14 protein-coding genes are annotated in these 17,808 nt (G+C 62.8%); 10 read left to right on the top strand and 4 right to left on the bottom strand.

The annotated features are described in order from the left end of the window. The first annotated feature begins 91 nt into the window (after positions 1 to 91). From HMPREF0326_RS03205 to HMPREF0326_RS03195, 3 genes are all read left to right on the top strand, one after another. Positions 92 to 1,375, top strand: a complete 1,284-nt coding sequence (locus HMPREF0326_RS03205; RefSeq protein ID WP_008682846.1) for an MFS transporter — start codon at positions 92 to 94, stop codon at positions 1,373 to 1,375. Next, positions 1,372 to 1,860, top strand: a complete 489-nt coding sequence (locus tag HMPREF0326_RS03200; protein ID WP_008682845.1) for a methylated-DNA--[protein]-cysteine S-methyltransferase — start codon at positions 1,372 to 1,374, stop codon at positions 1,858 to 1,860. The genes HMPREF0326_RS03205 and HMPREF0326_RS03200 overlap by 4 nt, the downstream gene beginning before the upstream one ends. A 205-nt stretch (positions 1,861 to 2,065) precedes the next feature. Next, positions 2,066 to 6,694 carry a hybrid sensor histidine kinase/response regulator gene (locus HMPREF0326_RS03195; RefSeq protein WP_020990197.1) on the top strand — a complete coding sequence of 1,543 codons (4,629 nt, stop codon included), beginning with the start codon at positions 2,066 to 2,068 and terminating at the stop codon, positions 6,692 to 6,694. 115 nt (positions 6,695 to 6,809) lie between these two features. Here HMPREF0326_RS03195 and HMPREF0326_RS03190 read toward each other — a convergent pair whose 3' ends face one another. The 3 genes from HMPREF0326_RS03190 to HMPREF0326_RS03180 all read right to left on the bottom strand — a co-directional run bounded on the left by HMPREF0326_RS03190 (position 6,810) and on the right by HMPREF0326_RS03180 (position 10,538). After that, positions 6,810 to 7,427, bottom strand: a complete 618-nt coding sequence (locus HMPREF0326_RS03190; RefSeq protein ID WP_008682840.1) for a nitroreductase family protein — start codon at positions 7,425 to 7,427, stop codon at positions 6,810 to 6,812. A 150-nt stretch (positions 7,428 to 7,577) separates the two neighbouring features. Then, positions 7,578 to 8,663: a glycerol dehydrogenase gene (locus HMPREF0326_RS03185; RefSeq protein ID WP_008682838.1), complete on the bottom strand. Its 1,086-nt coding sequence runs from the start codon at positions 8,661 to 8,663 to the stop codon at positions 7,578 to 7,580. 117 nt (positions 8,664 to 8,780) lie between these two features. Then, complete coding sequence (locus HMPREF0326_RS03180) at positions 8,781 to 10,538, bottom strand: sensor domain-containing diguanylate cyclase (RefSeq protein ID WP_232224899.1); 1,758 nt, start codon at positions 10,536 to 10,538, stop codon at positions 8,781 to 8,783. 147 nt (positions 10,539 to 10,685) lie between these two features. Here HMPREF0326_RS03180 and HMPREF0326_RS03175 point away from each other — a divergent pair, with 147 nt between their 5' ends. Continuing rightward, a complete protein-coding gene (locus tag HMPREF0326_RS03175) occupies positions 10,686 to 11,030 on the top strand; it encodes a helix-turn-helix domain-containing protein (protein ID WP_008682836.1) in 345 nt (114 codons plus the stop codon). 255 nt (positions 11,031 to 11,285) lie between these two features. After that, positions 11,286 to 11,579, top strand: coding sequence for a helix-turn-helix domain-containing protein (locus tag HMPREF0326_RS03170; RefSeq protein ID WP_008682835.1), 294 nt, complete (start codon positions 11,286 to 11,288; stop codon positions 11,577 to 11,579). Between the two features lie 19 nt (positions 11,580 to 11,598). On the opposite strand, the gene HMPREF0326_RS03165 is transcribed toward HMPREF0326_RS03170, so the two are convergent. Next, positions 11,599 to 12,147, bottom strand: a complete 549-nt coding sequence (locus HMPREF0326_RS03165) for a CGNR zinc finger domain-containing protein (RefSeq protein ID WP_008682834.1) — start codon at positions 12,145 to 12,147, stop codon at positions 11,599 to 11,601. Positions 12,148 to 12,274: 127 nt separating this feature from the next. Here HMPREF0326_RS03165 and HMPREF0326_RS03160 point away from each other — a divergent pair, with 127 nt between their 5' ends. The 5 genes from HMPREF0326_RS03160 to HMPREF0326_RS03140 all read left to right on the top strand — a co-directional run bounded on the left by HMPREF0326_RS03160 (position 12,275) and on the right by HMPREF0326_RS03140 (position 17,657). Beyond that, positions 12,275 to 13,222: a DMT family transporter gene (locus tag HMPREF0326_RS03160; protein WP_009303306.1), complete on the top strand. Its 948-nt coding sequence runs from the start codon at positions 12,275 to 12,277 to the stop codon at positions 13,220 to 13,222. A 159-nt stretch (positions 13,223 to 13,381) separates the two neighbouring features. Continuing rightward, complete coding sequence (locus tag HMPREF0326_RS03155) at positions 13,382 to 14,893, top strand: glutamate synthase-related protein (protein WP_020990196.1); 1,512 nt, start codon at positions 13,382 to 13,384, stop codon at positions 14,891 to 14,893. A gap of 269 nt (positions 14,894 to 15,162) precedes the next feature. Next, complete coding sequence (locus tag HMPREF0326_RS03150; protein ID WP_008682830.1) at positions 15,163 to 16,167, top strand: methionine ABC transporter ATP-binding protein; 1,005 nt, start codon at positions 15,163 to 15,165, stop codon at positions 16,165 to 16,167. Then, on the top strand, positions 16,160 to 16,822 hold the full coding sequence (locus tag HMPREF0326_RS03145) for a methionine ABC transporter permease (RefSeq protein ID WP_008682829.1): 663 nt from the start codon (positions 16,160 to 16,162) through the stop codon (positions 16,820 to 16,822). Before HMPREF0326_RS03150 ends, HMPREF0326_RS03145 begins: the two co-directional genes overlap by 8 nt. A 34-nt stretch (positions 16,823 to 16,856) precedes the next feature. Further along, positions 16,857 to 17,657: a MetQ/NlpA family ABC transporter substrate-binding protein gene (locus HMPREF0326_RS03140; protein WP_008682827.1), complete on the top strand. Its 801-nt coding sequence runs from the start codon at positions 16,857 to 16,859 to the stop codon at positions 17,655 to 17,657. Positions 17,658 to 17,808 lie beyond the last annotated feature (151 nt).

The following is a 17,808-nucleotide window of genomic DNA, read 5'->3' as shown; positions in this document are numbered from 1 at the left end:
TGGCGCTGAACGGCGTGTCCGGGCGGGCGGGGACGCGACGGGGGCCGTCTTCCGTCTTGGATTTGCCCGGCCTTTGGTGTAGCGTCCCGCGATGGACAAAAAGAAAATCCTTCTCCTTTCGCTGGGGCATCTCTCCTGCGACGTGAACGGCGGCGCCCTGCCCGCCGTGCTGCCGTTTCTGCGGGCCAGTTACGGCCTGAGCTATCAGGCCACGGGCGGCCTGATGTTCGCCTATTCCTGCCTTTCGTCCATCATCCAGCCCCTGTTCGGCTGGCTCTCGGACCGCTTTTCCAAGCCCTGGTTCATTCCCCTGGGCGTGCTGCTGGCCGGTTGCGGCCTGGCGGCCGTGGGCTTCATGAGCGACTACTGGGCCATTTTCGCGGCCATCGCGGTCAGCGGCGTCGGCGCGGCGCTCTTCCATCCCGAAGGCGCGCGCTACGCCAATAAGGTGTCCGGCCAGAGCAAGGGCGTGGGCCTGAGCATCTTTTCCATCGGCGGCAACAGCGGCTTTGTGCTGGGGCCGTTGCTGGTCACGGGCTGCGTGGGCTATTTCGGCATGAGCGGCACGGCGGTTTTTGCCTGCCTTGCCGTGTGCATGGCCTCCATCCTGCTCTGGCAGATCGTGCGCATGACCGGCCTTACTGCGGGCGCGGCCGTTGTGCCCGTCCCGGCCGCACCCCCCGCCGAATCCGTTGCGAGCAAAAATCCGCAGGCCGCTGCCGCCCCTGTTGACCCTGTTGCGTCTGGTGCGCCCGCCGCCGAGGGCGCGGATGGGGACTCTGAAATCCTCGGCCGCAACAACTGGCGGGAGTTTTCCAAGCTGACCGTCGCCATTGTGGCCCGCTCCACCCTGTTTGTGGGCTTCAATACCTTTATTCCGCTGTACTGGGTCAATGCCTTCGGGCAGTCCAAGGCCGCCGGGGCGCTGGCCCTGACTTTTTTCTGCACCTGCGGGGTGATCAGCAACATCATCGGCGGCCTGCTCTCGGACCGCTACGGCTGCACCAGGATCATCCGCCTGGCCTTTGTGCTCATGGCTCCGGTGGTTTTCGCCTTCAGCCTGGCGGGCAATCTTTACGCGGCCTTTGCCCTGCTGCCTTTTCTGGGCTTTGTGCTTTATGCGCCTTTCAGCTCCCTGGTGGTGCTGGGCCAGAAGCTGCTGGCCAGGAATATCGGCTTTGCCTCGGGCGTGACCCTGGGCCTGGCTACCAGCATGGGCGGCATGACCGCGCCCTGCCTGGGATGGATCGCCGACAATTACGGCCTGGCGCGGGCCATCCAGTGCCTGGGCCTGGTGGCCGTGCTGGGGGCGCTGTTCGCCTTTCTGCTGTCCTCGTCCAAAGCGCCCGACCGGGCGCGGGAAGCCGCCGCATGATGTACACGCACTGCTATGGTCTGCCCCTGGTCGGCGGGGTTTCCCTGGTGGAGGAGGACGGCCGCATTCTGGCCCTGGACCTGATCCGCAAGGACGGCGGGCGCAAGTCCGGCCCGCTGGCGGCCAATGCCGCCGACGAGGAAACGCCCCTGCTGCGCGAGGCCGGACGCCAGCTCAAAGCCTATCTGGCGGGCAGGCTGCGTGACTTTGACCTGCCCCTGGCCCCACAGGGCACGCCGTTCCAGCAAAAGGTCTGGGCCGCGCTGGCCGCCATCCCTTACGGCGAGACGCGCAGCTACAGGCAGATCGCCGAAGCCGTGGGCTGCCCCAGGGGTTGCCGGGCCGTGGGCCTTGCCAACAACCGCAACCCCATCGCCATTGTGATTCCTTGCCACCGGGTCATCGGGGCCGACGGCGCGCTGGTGGGCTATGGCGGCGGCCTGCCCATCAAGGAATGCCTGCTGCGCCTGGAAGGGTGCCTTTAATCCGTATGCCCCGGCCCGGCTTTTGCCGGGCTGCCGCAAACTTCCGTTGCGGGCGGGCTGTATTTACGGCATATCTCTTTGGCATTTGGAATGTCCGCAATGACCCCGTAGGACAATGTGATAACTATCCGCCATATGCCGTTCGGCACACGGCAAAGCTGAAAAAGCGGACAGCGCGGCACGCGCGGGAAGGAGTCGGCCGGGTATGGGCAAGGATGCATTTACATCCAGTGACAGATTATCGCTGATTCTGGACCACGCGCCGGTGGCGGTATACGTCTGCGCGCTTGATACCTGGGAAATACTCTATGCCAATCGACTGGCGGCGGAACTTCTGGGCTGTCGGCCCGGCGTCAAGACCACCTGCTACGGCCTGATGGGCTTTGAGCGGCCCTGTCCTTTTTGCCGGGTCGGCGAAATGAGCGATACGGAGCCCCATGTGCGGGAGCATGTTCGTGGGGGGCGCGTGTATCAGCTCAGCGGCAAGGTCATCGACTGGGCCGGCATCCCCGCCCATCTGGAATACATTCACGATATTACCGAGAAAAAGCGGGCCGAAGAGGCCAGTACGGCCCTGACGCGGGAATTACGCTCGCTGCTGGACAATATGCCCGGCGGCTTGTGCGTCTACCGTTTCGACGGCGAAAAACTTTCCCCGGTCTTTCACAATCCGGCCTTTTACAACCTCCTGGGCTACTCGGACGAGCACATTGCCCGCACGCAACGGGAAACCGACTACCTGAACGTTCATCCCGAAGATGTGGAAGCCCTGAAGGCAAGCATTGAGGCGGCCATTGCGGACGAGGGCGTCGCACGGCACACCTACCGTGTCTTCAACGACGGGAAAAAAGAGTACATCTGGGTTCAGCTTGAGCTGGCGGCCAGGCGGCAGGCCGACGGGACGTTTTTGCTGTACGGCGTGTACACCGACATAACCGAGCGGCATCAACTGGAAAGCCGACTCGCCGAGGCGCACGAAAAGACGCAGGACATCATCAACGCCATTCCCGGCGGCGTGGCGATCTACAAGGTTTCCGACATCTTTGAAACCGTCTATTTTTCCGACGGGGTGCCCGAGCTGAGCGGCCACACCGTGCGGGAGTATCATGAGCTGGCCAAGGGCGACGCCGCCGAGATGACCTATCCCGAAGATACGGCCATGGTCGTCGGCAAGTTGCGCCATGCGCTTGCGCACAATGAGGTTGCGGATTTTGAATTCCGTAAAAAGCATAAGGGCGGCCATGTGGTCTGGGTGCATATCCAGGCCAAGAAGGTCGGGGAAGAAGACGGCTTTCCGCTGCTCCAGTGCGTGTTCCACAATATTTCGGCTTTGAAGAAAACGCAGCAGGAGATGGAGCACCTGGTCAACTCCATCCCCGGCGGCATCGCGGTCTATACTGTGACGGACAGCATTACGCCGGTTTTCTGTTCCGAAGGCGTGGCCGCGCTTTCGGGCTATACGAAAGAGGAATATCAGGCGCTGCGTGGCAACGACGCCTTTCAGGTGGTGTACGAAGAGGACCGGGAGCGGGTGCGGGCGGCCGTGCTCAGGGCGGTACGCAGCGGCGAGCCTGTGGAAATATCCTACCGCACCCTTCACAAGGACGGACGTCTGGTCTGGCTGCATCTGAACGGCAGGCGCATGGACGCGCTGACCGGCCCCACGACCTTCTACGCCGTGTTTACCGGCATGTCGGCGGAGACAAAGCTCTACCAAAGCCTTGCCAATGAGGCCGCGGACGGCATCTACGTCATCGGCAGGGAAGACTACAGCCTGCTCTACGTCAATGAACGGGTCAACCTGTTCATGGGCGGGGAAGCCCTGGTTTCCGGCCGGAAATGCTATGCCGTCCTGCACGGCAGGCGGAAACCCTGTGAGTTCTGCAATCTCGACCGCCGCAATGACGGCCGGAAGCGCCAGGACATGGTGATTCCCGGCTCGGACAGGATTTACGCCACAGCCACGCGCGAGACAGACTGGAACGGCATTCCCGCCTATGTCAGGTATGTGACGGATATTACGGAGAAAGTACGCACCCGCGAGGAAAAGGAGCGGCTGGAGCGCTATTACCAGACTCTGATCCGCCATCTGCCCGGCGGCATTACGGTGCTGCGCTGCGCTGCGGACGGCGCCATCGTGCCGGAATTCATCTCGGACGGCTTTGCCGCCATGACCGGCATGACGCTTGAACAGGCCTATGCGCTGTACGGCAGCGACGCCGGCGCGGGCGTGCATCCCGAGGATGTGGACTACATCCTGACCCGGATCCGCAGGCAGGTGGAAACGGGCCTGGATTCCTGCGAAACGGTCTACCGGCTGCGCAAGGGCGAACAGGGCTACATCTGGGTGAAAAACATTTCCGCCCTGATTCCGGATGAGGACGGCAACGCGCGGATTTACGCCGTGTTCAGCGACGTCACGGAAGACATGAACGAACGGGCCGAACTGCGCAGCCGCTACAACGACATGCTCATAGAGCATCACAAGGGCTTTGTGCACGGCGAAATCATCACAGGCCACTGCAACATCACCCGTAACTTTATCATTGAAATTACGGACCAGACCAACAGCCGCCTGCTGGAAACATTCGGCACAGCCCGCGAGCCCTTTTTCACGGGCCTGGCCGGGCTGGTCGTGGACGAGAACGAGCACCGCGCCTTTCTGGAGACCTTTCTCGCCCCGCCCTTGCAGGCGGCCTTTGAGCGCGGCGACCTCAAGCATGAACTGGAGTGCTTTGTCAAACTGCCGACCGAAGAGCAGGGCCGCTATGTCCGGATCGTGGTCAAGCTGGTGGTCTCCCCGGACAGCGGCGACCTCATCGGCGTTCTTTCCGTGCTGGACGTGACCGAGCAGAAGATTTCGGAACAGATCCTGAACCGTCTGTCCCATGCGAGCTATGATTTCCTTGCGGATGTGGACCTGCGGCGCGACCGCTACAAGGTGCTTTCCTTCAATCACCAGGCCAGCGCGCTGCCGCCGTCCGAGGGCGGCTATACCGCGCAGGCCGCTTACCTCTTCCAGTCCCTGGTGGTGCCCAAGGACAAGGAGATTTGCGCCAGGATGCTCGACCTGGACTATATGCGCCGACGCCTGGAAGAAGAGGGTTCCTACTCTTTCCACTATTCCCTGACGGACGAGAACGGCGAAATCCTGACCAAAAACATGGTCGTCTTTTCGATCGACAAAAAACTGGGCCGGGTCTGCCTTTCCCGGACGGACATTACGGAATCCGTGCGGGAGCAGAAGGCTCTGCTCAACATGCTGGCCTACACCTTTGATCTGGCCGGTTTCCTCAACCTCGCCACCGGCGGTTTCGTCATTCACACCCGGGAAACCGTGCTCCGCAACCTTGCCCCGTATACCACGGAGGATTTTGACCTGGCCCTGGAGAAGTTCATCCGCCATGCCGACACGGAAGAGGGACAGGATGAGATACGCGGGCAGTTGTCCGTGGAGGCCATGCTGGCGCGCTTGGCCGAACAGCCCGAAGGCTATGAATTCAGCTTCCCCTGCCGTTCCGAAACCGGACTCCGCCACAAGCAGATCAGCGTTCTCTGGGGCGGGGAAAATCACCAGACCATCTGTCTGGTGCGGGCCGACGTGACCGATGTGCTCAGGGCGGACCAGCAGACCAGGGAGCAGTTGAAAAACGCGCTCACCCTCGCCCGGGAAGCCAGCCAGGCCAAGACCGACTTTCTTTCCTCCATGAGCCACGACATCCGCACGCCCATGAATGCCATTGTCGGCATGACCGAACTCGCCTTGGCCCGGCGCGACAATCCCGTTCAGATCGACGAGAGCCTTTCCGTCATCAGGACCGCCTCGGAGCACCTCCTGCGCCTGATCAATGATATTCTGGACATGAGCCGCATTGAAAGCGGCCATATAGTTCTGGTCAAGGAGCTGTTCAGCCAGCGGGAGGAAGTGGAAAAAATCGTGACCCGGGCCCTGGCACTGGCCGGGAAAAAGGGGCAGACCTTCAGTCATTCCTTCCAGGTCCGCCATGACAAATGCATCGGCGATGTTCTGCGCATCCATCAGATTCTTGAAAATCTGATCAGCAATGCCGTCAAGTTCACGCCCGAGGGCGGCCGCGTCTCTCTCGCCGTCACGGAGCTGCCGCAAAAGAACGAGCAGATAGGCTGGTACCGCTTTGTGGTTGCGGATACCGGCATCGGCATCAGCCCGGAGGATATTCCGCATATTTTCGAGGTGTTCTTCCGGGTGGAAAACTTGCGCGTCGGTCATACGGAAGGCACGGGCCTGGGGCTTTCCATCATCAAAAATATTGTGGACTACAAGGGCGGCACCATCAAAGTGGAGAGCGAGCCGGGCCAGGGCACGCGCTTTACGGTGGACCTGCCCCTGCACCTGGCGGACGCGCCGGACGCCCCGGCTCCGCCGGAGGTCGCGGAGAGTGCCGAAGAGAATGTGGACATTTCCGGCCTGCGCGTGCTGCTGGTGGAGGACAATGAGGTAAACCAGCTGGTGGCGCAGCGGATTCTTGAAAGCGAAGGTGTGACGGTGAGCATCGCCGCCAACGGCAAGGCGGGTTGGGAAGCCTTTGAGAGCAGCGCGCCGGAGGCCTTTGACGCCGTTTTCATGGATATCCAGATGCCGGTCATGGACGGCTATGAAGCCACCCGCGCCATACGGCGGAGCGGGCATGCCCGCGCGGCTGACATTCCCGTCATCGCCATGACGGCCAATGCTTTTGCCGGGGACGTCCGGCGCTGCCTGAACGCGGGGATGAACGCTCATATTGCCAAGCCCATTGAGCCGAGAAAGCTCTTTGAGCTCTTGTGGAAACACACAAGGGGCCGCGCTTCCTGAAAAGCGCGGAACAGCCGTGTCCCATCCCTTCCGGATGCTCCCGCGCGAAAAGGCCGTTGCCCGAATGGACAACGGCCTTGGCCTGCCTGCGGCAACGGGCCGTCACTGGGGCACGTTACTGAATCAGGCCCACGGTCTGGGCGATGAGCACGCGCCAGCCGTCGGGCAGGGGCAGTTTGCCGTCCAGGGCCGAAACGCCGGAAGCGTGCACATAGTTGCCCAGCCCGGCGGAGGCACAGTAGAGCCCGGCGTTCTGGTAGAGCGAACCCACGTGCATGCCGGACCAGCGGCCCTCGGGCGCGGCATAGAGCAGCACCAGCGAGCCGCCGCCCGCCGCGTCGCGGTAATCGCCGCTCAGTTCCCGGATCAGGGCGTGTTGGGCCGCGTCATAGCGCCAGACGCCGTTTTCCCGCACCACGTAGATCGTCACTTCCTGGCGGTTCATGGCCGAAGGCGCGGTGCGGCGGCCGTCGGGCCGGTTCACGCCCCAGGTGGCCCAGAGCAGGTTGCTCAGTTCCTGGGCGGACAGGGGCGCGCCGGTATAGCCGTTTTTGCTGGAATGACGTTCGGCCAGGGCTTGCATCAGGGGCATGCCGCCCTTTTTGTCCGGCGCGGGCAAATCCATGCGCGCGCCGTCGGCGGAAACCGCCCGTGCCGGACCGGCCGGGCTCAGGCTGAGCGTCAGTACGGCCAGACCCGTACTCAGGGACATCAGAATGTTGCGGATGCTCATTGTTGTCTCACTTTTGGGAAACGCCGCCTAATGGTCCTTTCGCTCTTTTCCCGCGCCGGGCCGGCCCTGTGCGCGATGTTTGCCTTTCGGCAAAGAACAAACATTTTTATCAGTCAGCGCATCCCTTAGTTTGCCGGATTGTTTCATCAATCAGGCGCGCAGGGCGCGGCCCAGGCCATCCGCCGCCAGAACGGCGTCGGTCAGTTCCTCCGGCGTGACGTCGCCGATCATGTTGTGGATGCTTTCGCCCGGAGCGCAGGCCTTCGCGGCGGCCACGGCCACCCGCGCGGGGTCGGTGACGCCCATTTCCGCCAGGGTCACGGGCAGGCCCACATTCAGACAGAAGTCCTGCACCTGGCGCAGTTCCGCGCCGGGCGCGTTTTCCAGCAACAGTTGCACAATGGTGCCGAAGGCCACCACGCTGCCGTGGGCCGCCGTGCATTCTTCCAGGGCGGTGAAGCCGTTGTACACGGAGTGGGCCACGCACAGGCCGCCGTTGTCCGCGCCCACGCCCGAGAGGTAGATATTGGCCTCAATGATCGCCTCCACATCCGGGGTGAGCAGATGCTGCTCCACGGCGGCCTTGGCCCGTGCGCCGTTTTCCAGCAGGGTTTCGTAGCAGAGGCGGCAGAGGGCCAGGGCCGAACGGGTGATGCCGCCGTTTTCCAGGCTGGGGGCTTTGGCTCTGGCGCACATCCGGGCTTCGAAATAGGTGCCCAGGGCGTCGCCCATGCCCGCCACCAGGAATTTGACCGGCGCGTTGGCGATGACAGTTGAATCCACCAGAACCACGTCGGGATTTTTCGGATAGAAAAGGTATTTGCTGAACGAGCCGTCATCCTTGTAGATGACCGAAAGCCCGGTGCAGGGCGCGTCCGTGGCGCTGACCGTGGGAATGACCAGCACGGGCAGGCCTTCGTAATAGGCCGTGGCCTTGGCCGTGTCGATGGCCGAGCCGCCGCCCACACCGGCCACGCAGTCAATGCCGTGGGCGCGCACGATGTCGCGCATGCGTTGAATTTCGCCCTCGGAGCTGTGTCCGCCGAAAATCTCGAAGCGGATGGCGGCCTCCTTGCCGGCAAAACTTTGCTCCAAGTGGGCGCGGCAGGCCTTTTCACCGCTGCGGCTGCAGATGAAGAGGAAGGATTTGCCCAGATTTTTGGTTTCGTCATACGTGGAAAGCAGGGCGTCCTTGCCCTGGATATATTTTGCGGGTGCCCGCATCAGTTTCAACATTGGTATTCTCCTGTGTTCTTCTTGGGAAATAAAAAGCACGCGGCGCGCCTATGGGGCTTGTCGCGTGCTTTCATTGTGTATGCCGGTGGAGGGAACTGTCAAGAAAGAAGGCCCGGTTCAGTTGACCGGGAGGCGGTCGTCGGCGCGGATGTTGTGGCCCGTGCGAGCCTCGATCCAGTTTTTGATCTCTTTGTGCGCGATTTTGCGCTGGGCCCGCTTCTGGCGCAGCATGGCCGTATCCGCCTGCACCATGACCCTGGCCAGGGTCATCTCCGGGTTTTCGCTGCAGGCCAGGCCGAAGGCCGCCAGAATCGGCATCCGGCCGGGGTGCCGGTTGCGTTCGGCAAAACAGGCTTCGATCTTGCGCAGCAGCTCCCTGCCCTTGTCCGGCGCGCAACCCGGCAGCAGAACCACAAATTCGTCCCCGCCCATGCGCGCCACGCAGTCCGTGAGCCGCAGGGGCTTGCGCAGCAGCGTGGCGGCCTCGGCCAGCAATTCGTCCCCGGCCGCGTGGCCCAGGTTGTCGTTGACCATTTTCAGGCCGGTAATGTCGCAGGAGATCACGCAGACCGGGCGGATGCCGTTTTTCTCGATGCGTTCGGCCTCCAGGTTGCAGTAGGCCCGGCTGCGCAGGCCGGTGAGCGCGTCGTTTTTGACCAGTTCCTCCAGCCTGTCCCGTTCGGTCTGGGCCGTGGTGATGTTGGTGACGATGTTCACCAGATGGCACGCCCGGCCGTTATCATCCCTCCGGGTCACGCAGCCGCGTCCGAAAAGCCAGGCCCAGTCGCCGTCGGCGCGCCGCATGCGGTAGGTGCATTCAAAGGAATCGCCGTAGCGCGGCGACTGGATGACGGCCAGTTGCGTGTCCACGATTTTGTCGTGGTCGTCGGGGTGGATTCTGTCTTTCCAGGCATCCACATGCGCGGGAAATTGCTCCGGCTCATAGCCGAGCATGGCCAGACAGCGGGGGCTGTAATAGACCGCGTTGGTGCGCAGGTCCCAGTCCCAGAGGCCGTCGCCCACCGTGTCCAGGGCGTAATGCAGCCGTTCGTCGTCGGATGAACGGAGCATGCCGGGGCGGAGGCTTTCCTCGCGTTGCAGGGTGCCGGCCAGCAGGGTGGCCCGGCCCGTGTGGTCGCGCTCCAGCACGGAGCCGCGCACCAGCATGCGCGCGTACTGGCCGTTGTTCAGCCGGACCCTGATGATGTCGTCAATGGATTCGCCCAGAAATTTCTGTTCGATGAACAGCCGGTAGCGGCGGAGCAGGCTTTTGCGGTCGGCCGGGTGGATGGCTGTCGTACGGTTGTCGTAGCTGACGGAGTAGGTCCCGGAAGCGGTCTCGCCCAGCAGGGCCGCGCAGATGCTGTCCCGCCAGACGTTTCTGCTTGGGACGGAATATATCCAGATGCCCACTTCGGGCAGGCCGCTTTGCCGGGCCTTGGCCTCCACGGCGGGATCGCCGGCCAGGGCCGGAGTGATCGTAAAACGGCCCATGATTTTGCTGGCCCGACCTTTTTCGTTGCGGGCCAGCACCAGCAGGTGTTCCTGAATCCATTGGTTGTTGAAGGGATAGTCGCACTCCAGGCAGGAACCGGCCGTGCCGCTGAGCACGCCCTCGCGCAGCTCGTTGAGCCTGGGCAGGGCGTGGGGCGGAATGTAGCCGAGAAAATCCGCCATGCGCGTGGGCGGTTCGGGCAGGCGCAAACGGCTGCATGCGCCCAGGCTCAGAAAAAGCGCGTCGGAAACGATGTCCCATTCCCACAGCGGCTCGCTGGAGGTAAGCGGGATAAGACAATGTGCCGGATGCGTGGACATGGGAAGGCCTTTGCTGTGGTTGTGGCGTTCCTCCGGCGGGCCGCCGCCTCCGGATGTCATTGTTGCATTGCGGCAGGGTCGCAACAATGACAGAGGCGTGTCAACCCGTCTTTTTTCCGTCGGATTTTTTATGCAGTGTGTATCTATATACCGATATAGGACTTTAATCCTTTATGCAAGCCGGGAAGTTCATGTTTTAATGGCAGGATGGAAACGGAACAGGCCAAGCAGATTATGGGCCGCATTGTGGCCGCTCTCCGCGAAGAGAGACTCATGAGCCGTTACGCCCTGGCCAAACGGGCCGGAGTGGACTGTTCATGGCTGCGCCGTTTCGAACAGGGCCGCTCGGGCGTGCGGGTGGAGACTCTGATCGCCATTGCCCAAGGCCTGCAAATGCCCGCCGCGCGGATCGTGGCTCTGATCGAAATCGCCCTCTGCGAAGCCGCCGTCTACCCCGGGCCGTGCGCCGAGCCCCATGCCGAATCCCGTTCCGACCAGGAGCGGCAAAGCTGCTTCGGCCCCCTGAGACGTAAGGATGCGGACCTGTACTGAGCGGGCGCGCCCGACGCAGCCGAGTCTGTTCCAACGCTGAAATCCCGTTCGCTCCGCCCTGTCGCCTTGCTTGTCAGCTGTTCCCGGCCAGCTGCGGCCGCATTACGGCCCTTTCAGAGGCGACGCTGTGCACGTTGCCTTTTTCCCGGTATTGTTCGTGGTGTTCCGCGTGGTTGTGTTGCGGGCGTTTTTCGTCTGCCGGATATCCGTATAAATGTACGGATATTTTGTCAAGGGCCGCGCTATGGTTCGCGCATGGAAAAAATACCCACATTGCAGTGGGCCGTGGCTGCGGTGATTCACCGGCTGCGGCGCAAAGCCGGACTTTCCCAAGGGCAGTTGGCGGGCTTGGCGGGGCTTTCCGAGGATTATATCTCCGGCATGGAGCGCGGCATCCAGTGCGGCTCGCTGACCGCCATGCTGCATATCGCGGCGGCCCTGCGCATGGAAACGGCGGAACTGGTCCGCCTGATCGAGGCCGAGATGCGCGCAGGTCCCTGCCCGCCGGAACGCGGGGCGGGCAAGCCGTCCAAGTGGGAAAAAGGCTAGGCGGCGCGGAGCCGAGCCGTCAGCGGGCCGCCGGAGGGTGCGCGCGGGATCTGAAGCGGCGCACTTTGAGCAGTGAGGCGCAGGCGTTATCGCACCACTTGCGGGTCTGATTTTTGCTTTCATCATAAAAGAACCAGCCACACTCGGGATTGGCGCAGCATTTGAGCCGTTCCGGCGCGTATTCCGTCAGCAGCAGCGCAAAAGAGCGCACAACGCAGGCCGAAAACCATGCCGGGTCGCGGTTGCACGGAACCAGCCCCAGGCGTAGCCGTCCGTCCTCCGCCGCTTCCAGGCGCTGGCTGAACGGGGCGGCTTCCAGGCGGGCGTTGAGCCGCGCCTGGAGTCCGGCGGACAGGCCGCGCAAGCCGCGGAATTCCGCGGCGGCTTCAGCCAGCAGCCCGCGCAAGCCGCGCAGAACATCAAGCGTGGCCGCATCAGTCCCGGGTTCGGGCAGATCCCATTTTTCGCAGAAGCGCGTCAGCCATTCCGGCTGTTCCAGCGGGTCCTCAAAGGGTTTGCGCCGCGCAAACCAGCGGCTGTTGATAAATTCCAGGCACAGAAAATCCATCCACGTCTCCCCGTGCTGTAACGATCAAAAACTATATTGACGGTTACAATAGGCCATGCCAGTATGCCGCATCCTGATCGCATTGTGCGGATTTCTTTGGATGTAGCAGGAAAAGGAGGCGGCCGCCATGGGCGGTAAAGGCCTTGGCAGCGCCATGCTTATGGTCGCCGCCTTGATCTGGGGCACGGCCCTGGTCGCGCAGCGCCTCGGCATGGAGCATTGCGGCCCCTTGGCGTTCAATGCCGCCCGGTTCGGGCTGGGCGGCATTGTGACCGGGCTGGCTCTGCTGCTGCGCGCCGCGCGGGCGCAACGGCCGAAAGCCGCGGAGCGCGCCGAAAGAAACGCGAATCGCGCGCTGCTGCTGCGCGGCGGTTTATGGTGCGGAGCCGTTCTTTTTCTTACCGCCTCCCTGCAGCAGTACGGCATATGCTTTACCAGCGTGGGCAAAGCCGGTTTTATCACCAGTCTGTATCTTGTCCTGGTGCCCTTGCTGGGGCTGTTTCTCGGAAAAAAAATTGCCCTCGGGCTCTGGCTCTGCATTGCGGGGGCGGTGGTCGGCATGTATCTGCTCTGCCTGTCCGGCGCGGGCCCGGCTCTGAGCCTGAATCCCGGCGACGGGCTGATGCTGCTCTGCGCGTTGTCCACGGCCGCGCATATTTTGCTTGTGGGACGTTTCGCGCCGCTGGTGGACGGCGTGGCATTGTCCTGCCTGCAATTTGTGGTCTGCGCGCTGTGCAGCGCCCTGGCCGCCGCGCTGTGGGAACAGCCGGGGACGGAAGCATTCCTCGCCTGGAAAGCGTTGCTGTATACCGGCATTCTGTCCTGCGGCCTTGCCTATACCCTGCAAACCTTGGGGCAGGCCACGGTGCCTCCCGGCCTGTGCGCCCTCCTGCTCAGCCTGGAGGCGGTATTCGCCGCTGTGGCGGGCTGGCTTGTGCTGGGGGAGGCCCTTTCTCCGCGCGAGTCGGCGGGCTGCGCGCTGATTTTCGCGGCCATTGCGGCGGCGCAGGCGCCGGGCGTCGGGCATTCCGGCTCAGCGCAGGAAAGAGGTGACGGAACGCTGGGAAAAACGTAAGATCAGAACCATTGATACCACGGGTCGGAACCGGCCGTCATATTTCGGATGCGCCTCGCATCCGGCGCATGGCGCGGCCTCCGCCCTTGAAAATACGCCTGACGATTGCCTGATGGTCTGATCGGCTCCCTTTCCCCCAACCGCAAGGAGATATGCGCCATGTCCCTCAACCCCGGAATCGCCTCCAGCTTCAACGAAACCAAAACACGCAGCCACACGCTGTCGCCGCAGAGCGGCATGTGCTCCTTCTGCACCGCCGACTGCCCCGGCACCTGTGAGATCGGCCTGTCCGCCGTGCTGGGCGCGCAGAGCGTCTACCCCACCACCACGGGCAACAACCAGATCGCCTCGGAGAAGGATTATCCGCTGGATTACTCCCACTTCAACATCAACGGCCGCGTCTTCGGGGCTCAGGGCGTACCGGCCGGAACGGATCAGGCGGCCATCTTCAACGTCAGGCTCGAACGCACGCTGGGCAGGCGGCATCCGGTCAAGATCGCCCTGCCGGTGATCCTGCCCGCCCTGCTGAAAATGAACTGGCAGGATTATTTCGCCGGGGCCGCCATGGCCGGGGTCTGCTGCGTCATCGGCGAAGGCTCGCCCTCCAAGGACCCCGCGCTGCAAATGCGGAACGGGAAAATTGCGGAATTTCCCTATCTGAATGAAATCATGGACGCCTTCCGCCGCTATTACCGGGGCTACGGGCAGATCGTGCCGCAGGCCAATTTCGAGGAGGACGGCCAGGGGCTGCCGGAATACGCCGTCAGCCGGTGCGGGGCCGAGGCCATTGAATTCAAGTTCGGCCAGTCGGCCAAGGGTACCCAGCCCGTGACCCGGCTCAAGGATTACGACGCCGCGCTCAAGAAAAAGGCGACCGGAGCCCTGGTCCATCCGGACCCGGAGGACCCCGCGGTCCGGGCCGCGGCGGAACGGGGCGAAGCGCCCAATTTCTATGCCTACGGCCGTCTGCCCATGTGGGACGAGGAGTATCTGGTCACCCGCATCGGCATGCTGCGGGACATGGGCCTGAAAAACGTCTATTTCAAGATGGCCGGCTTTGACCCCGTGGACATTGAGCGGGTGCTGCGTATTGCCGCGTCGGCCGAAGTGGACGTGGTCACCTTTGACGGCGCGGGCGGCGGCTCGGGTTACAGCCCCTGTAAAATGATGAACGAGTGGGGCCTGCCCACCGTGCCGCTGGAAAACACGGTCTGCGGCATTGCCCGCCGCCTGAGACGGGAAGGCCTGGAACTGCCCTCCATGGTCATCACCGGCGGCTTCGCCACCGAGGACCAGGTCTTCAAGGCCCTGGCTCTGGGCGCGCCCGGCTTTCAGGCCGTGGGGCTTTGCCGGGCCGCCATGGCCGCCGCCAACAGCGCCAAAAAGGTGGGCGAACTGATCGAAGCGGGCAACATCCCCGCCTATCTCCAAAAATACGGCGACAGCAAGGAAACGCTGTTCGCGGATCTGCCGGATCTCAGGCATCTCTACGGCAAGGAGGCGGAGAACTTCCCGGCCGGGGCCATCGGCGTGTTCTCCTACCTCAACCGCATCGCCATGGGCCTGCGCCACTTCGCGGCCCTGAACCGTAAATTTGACGTAAGTCTGCTGGGCCCGGACGATCTGATTCCGCTGACCCCGGAAGCCGCGAAATTGCTGGCCGGGCGATAGGCGCGCAGTCCGATAGCATGAAGCACTCTGTTCCGGCCTTCCATGGTCGTGGTGGAAGGCCGGGGCGGAGGTGCAAAATCCATTCAGGCTTCAGCGGACGGGCGGCGCGTTCCCACGGACTGTTCCGCCGGGAGTGAAATTGCTCTGCCTGCGCGCCTTTGCCGCCTCTTTGCGCCTGCGGCAAAATGTGCTATTGTACCCCCTCCGTTCCGGAAGGGGCCACATGCGCTCCGCCTATGCCGGAGCGGCAGCGTCACGGCGGAGGCATTATGGCTGACGGCCCCATCATCAGTATCGAGCACCTGGAAAAGCGCTTTTCCGGTAAAAATGCCGACGTGTTCGCCCTGCGCGGCATTGACCTTGCCATCAGCCGGGGAGACATCTTCGGCATCATCGGCAAGAGCGGCGCGGGCAAGTCCACGCTGGTGCGTTGCATCAACATGCTGGAACGCCCCACGGCCGGAAGCGTCTTTTTTGAAGGCAGGGATCTCTGCCGCCTGCCCGAGGCCGCGCTGCGCAAGGCGCGGCGTTCCATGGGCATGATTTTTCAGCAGTTCAACCTGCTCATGCAGCGCACGGCCCTGCAGAACGTCTGTTTTCCGCTGGAGCTGACGGGCGCGCCCCGGGGCGAGACCCGCAAGCGGGCCGAGGAACTGCTGGATATGGTGGGCCTGGCCAACCGCATGGATTCTTACCCCTCCCAGCTTTCCGGCGGCCAGAAGCAGCGTGTGGCCATTGCCCGCGCCCTGGCCACCAAACCGCGCGTGCTGCTCTGCGACGAAGCCACCTCCGCGCTGGACCCGGCCACCACGGATTCCATTCTCGCGCTCATCAAGGATATCAACGTCCAGCTCGGCATCACGGCGGTGGTCATCACCCACGAGATGAGCGTCATCGAAAAGATCTGCAGCCATGTGGCCATCATCAGCAAGGGCGTCATTGTCGAGCAGGGTCTGGTGGAGGACGTCTTTTTCCACCCCCGGACCGAGGCGGCCCGCCGCCTGGTCCTGCCCGAGGCCCTCCGCAAGCTGCCGCAGCCCAATCTGTACCGGCTCATCTTCAACGGCCGCTCTTCCTTTGAGCCCGTCATCGCCAACATGGTGCTGGAATGCGGCTGTCCGGTGAACATCATGTATGCCGACACCCGCGACATCAACGGCGTGGCCTTCGGCCAGATGGTCCTGCAACTGCCCGATAGGGAGGACTCCCGCGCGCGGATCATGGCCTTTGCCGAGGCGCATTCCATCATGCTGGAGGAAATGAAACATGTTTGACCAGCAGACCGTTGAAATGCTGCTTGTGGGCGTATGGGACACGCTCTACATGACCGTGGTGGCGACATTTTTTTCCTATGTCTTCGGCATGGTCATGGGCGTGGTGCTGGTCATCTGCCGCAAGGACGGCATCCGGCCCAACGCGCTTGTCTACAACGTGCTGGACGTGGTGGTGAACCTCACGCGTTCCTTCCCCTTCCTGATCCTGATGATCGCGGTCATCCCCTTCACCCGCTTTCTGGTGGGTACCACCATCGGCAACAACGCCACCGTGGTGCCGCTGGTGCTGGCCGCCGCGCCCTTTGTGGCCCGCCTGGTGGAATCCTCCCTGCTGGAGGTGGACAACGGCGTGGTGGAGGCCGCCCAGAGCATGGGAGCCAGCACCTGGCAGATCATCGTTAAAGTGCTGCTGCCCGAGGCGCGGCCCTCGCTGCTCAACGGCAGCGCCGTATCCGCCATCACCATTCTCGGCTACTCGGCCATGTCCGGGGCCGTGGGCGGCGGCGGACTGGGCAAGCTCGCCATCATGTACGGCTACAACCGCTATCAGACCGACATCATGGTCATTACGGTGGTTTTGCTGATCATCATCGTGCAGGCCTTCCAGTCTTTCGGCAACTGGGCCACGCGTCGCAGCGACAAACGCGGCTCGTAGCCCGGCTCCAACCTTTTACACAAGGACAAAACCCATGAAAAAATTGCTTCTGGCTTTTGCCGCCCTGTTGGGCACGGCTTCCCTGGTCTGCACCGCTCAGGCCGCGGGCACGATCACCGTGGGCGCGTCCCCCACGCCCCATGCCGAAATCCTTGTCGAGGCCGCCAAACTGCTCAAGCCGCAGGGCTACGTCCTCAAGATCGTGGAATATTCCGACTATGTGCAGCCCAATGTGGCCCTGGACAGTAAGGAGCTGGACGCCAACTACTTCCAGCACAAGCCATACCTGGACGACTTCAACGCCCAGAAAGGCACCAAGCTCAGCTCTATGGGCCCGGTGCACTATGAGCCCTTCGGCATCTACGCGGGCAAGACTAAGAGCCTCAAGGACCTGAAGGACGGCGCGCTGGTGGCCGTGCCCAACGACGCCACCAACGAGGGCCGCGCGCTGCTGCTCCTGCAGGACGAGGGCCTTATCAAGCTGAAGAAGGATGCCGGTCTGGCCGCCACCCGCCGCGACATCGTGGAGAATCCCAAAAAGCTCAGGATTGAGGAAATCGAGGCCGCCCAGCTGGTGCGCGCCCTGCCCGACGTGGACATTGCCATCATCAACGGCAATTACGCCATTCTCGGCGGTCTGAAAGTGGCCGACGCCCTGGCTGTGGAAGCCGCCGACTCCGTGGCCGCCGCCACCTATGCCAATATTCTGGCCGTGCGCGAGGGCGACGAAAAGCGTCCCGAACTCCGGGCCCTGTATGAGGTTCTGATCAGCCCGGAGATGGCCGCCTTTATGAAAAAGAAGTATGCGGGCGCGGTGCTGCCCTCCGTGAAGTAGGCTTTTCCCGCTGGTTTTAGAGCGTTTTAATATTGAAAATATCTCAGCGCACGGTGCGGATTTTCCGTGAAAACCCGCACCGCGAAATTATCGCAAGGCGAATTTACTTCGCCGTTACGCGCTGATTTCAAGCGCAAAATGCTCTGAGGAA

This window comes from Desulfovibrio sp. 3_1_syn3 (assembly GCF_000145315.2).
GTDB lineage: Bacteria > Desulfobacterota > Desulfovibrionia > Desulfovibrionales > Desulfovibrionaceae > Desulfovibrio > Desulfovibrio fairfieldensis.
The sequence above is the reverse complement of the archived record's forward strand: the minus strand, read 5'-3'. Positions and strand labels throughout refer to the sequence as shown.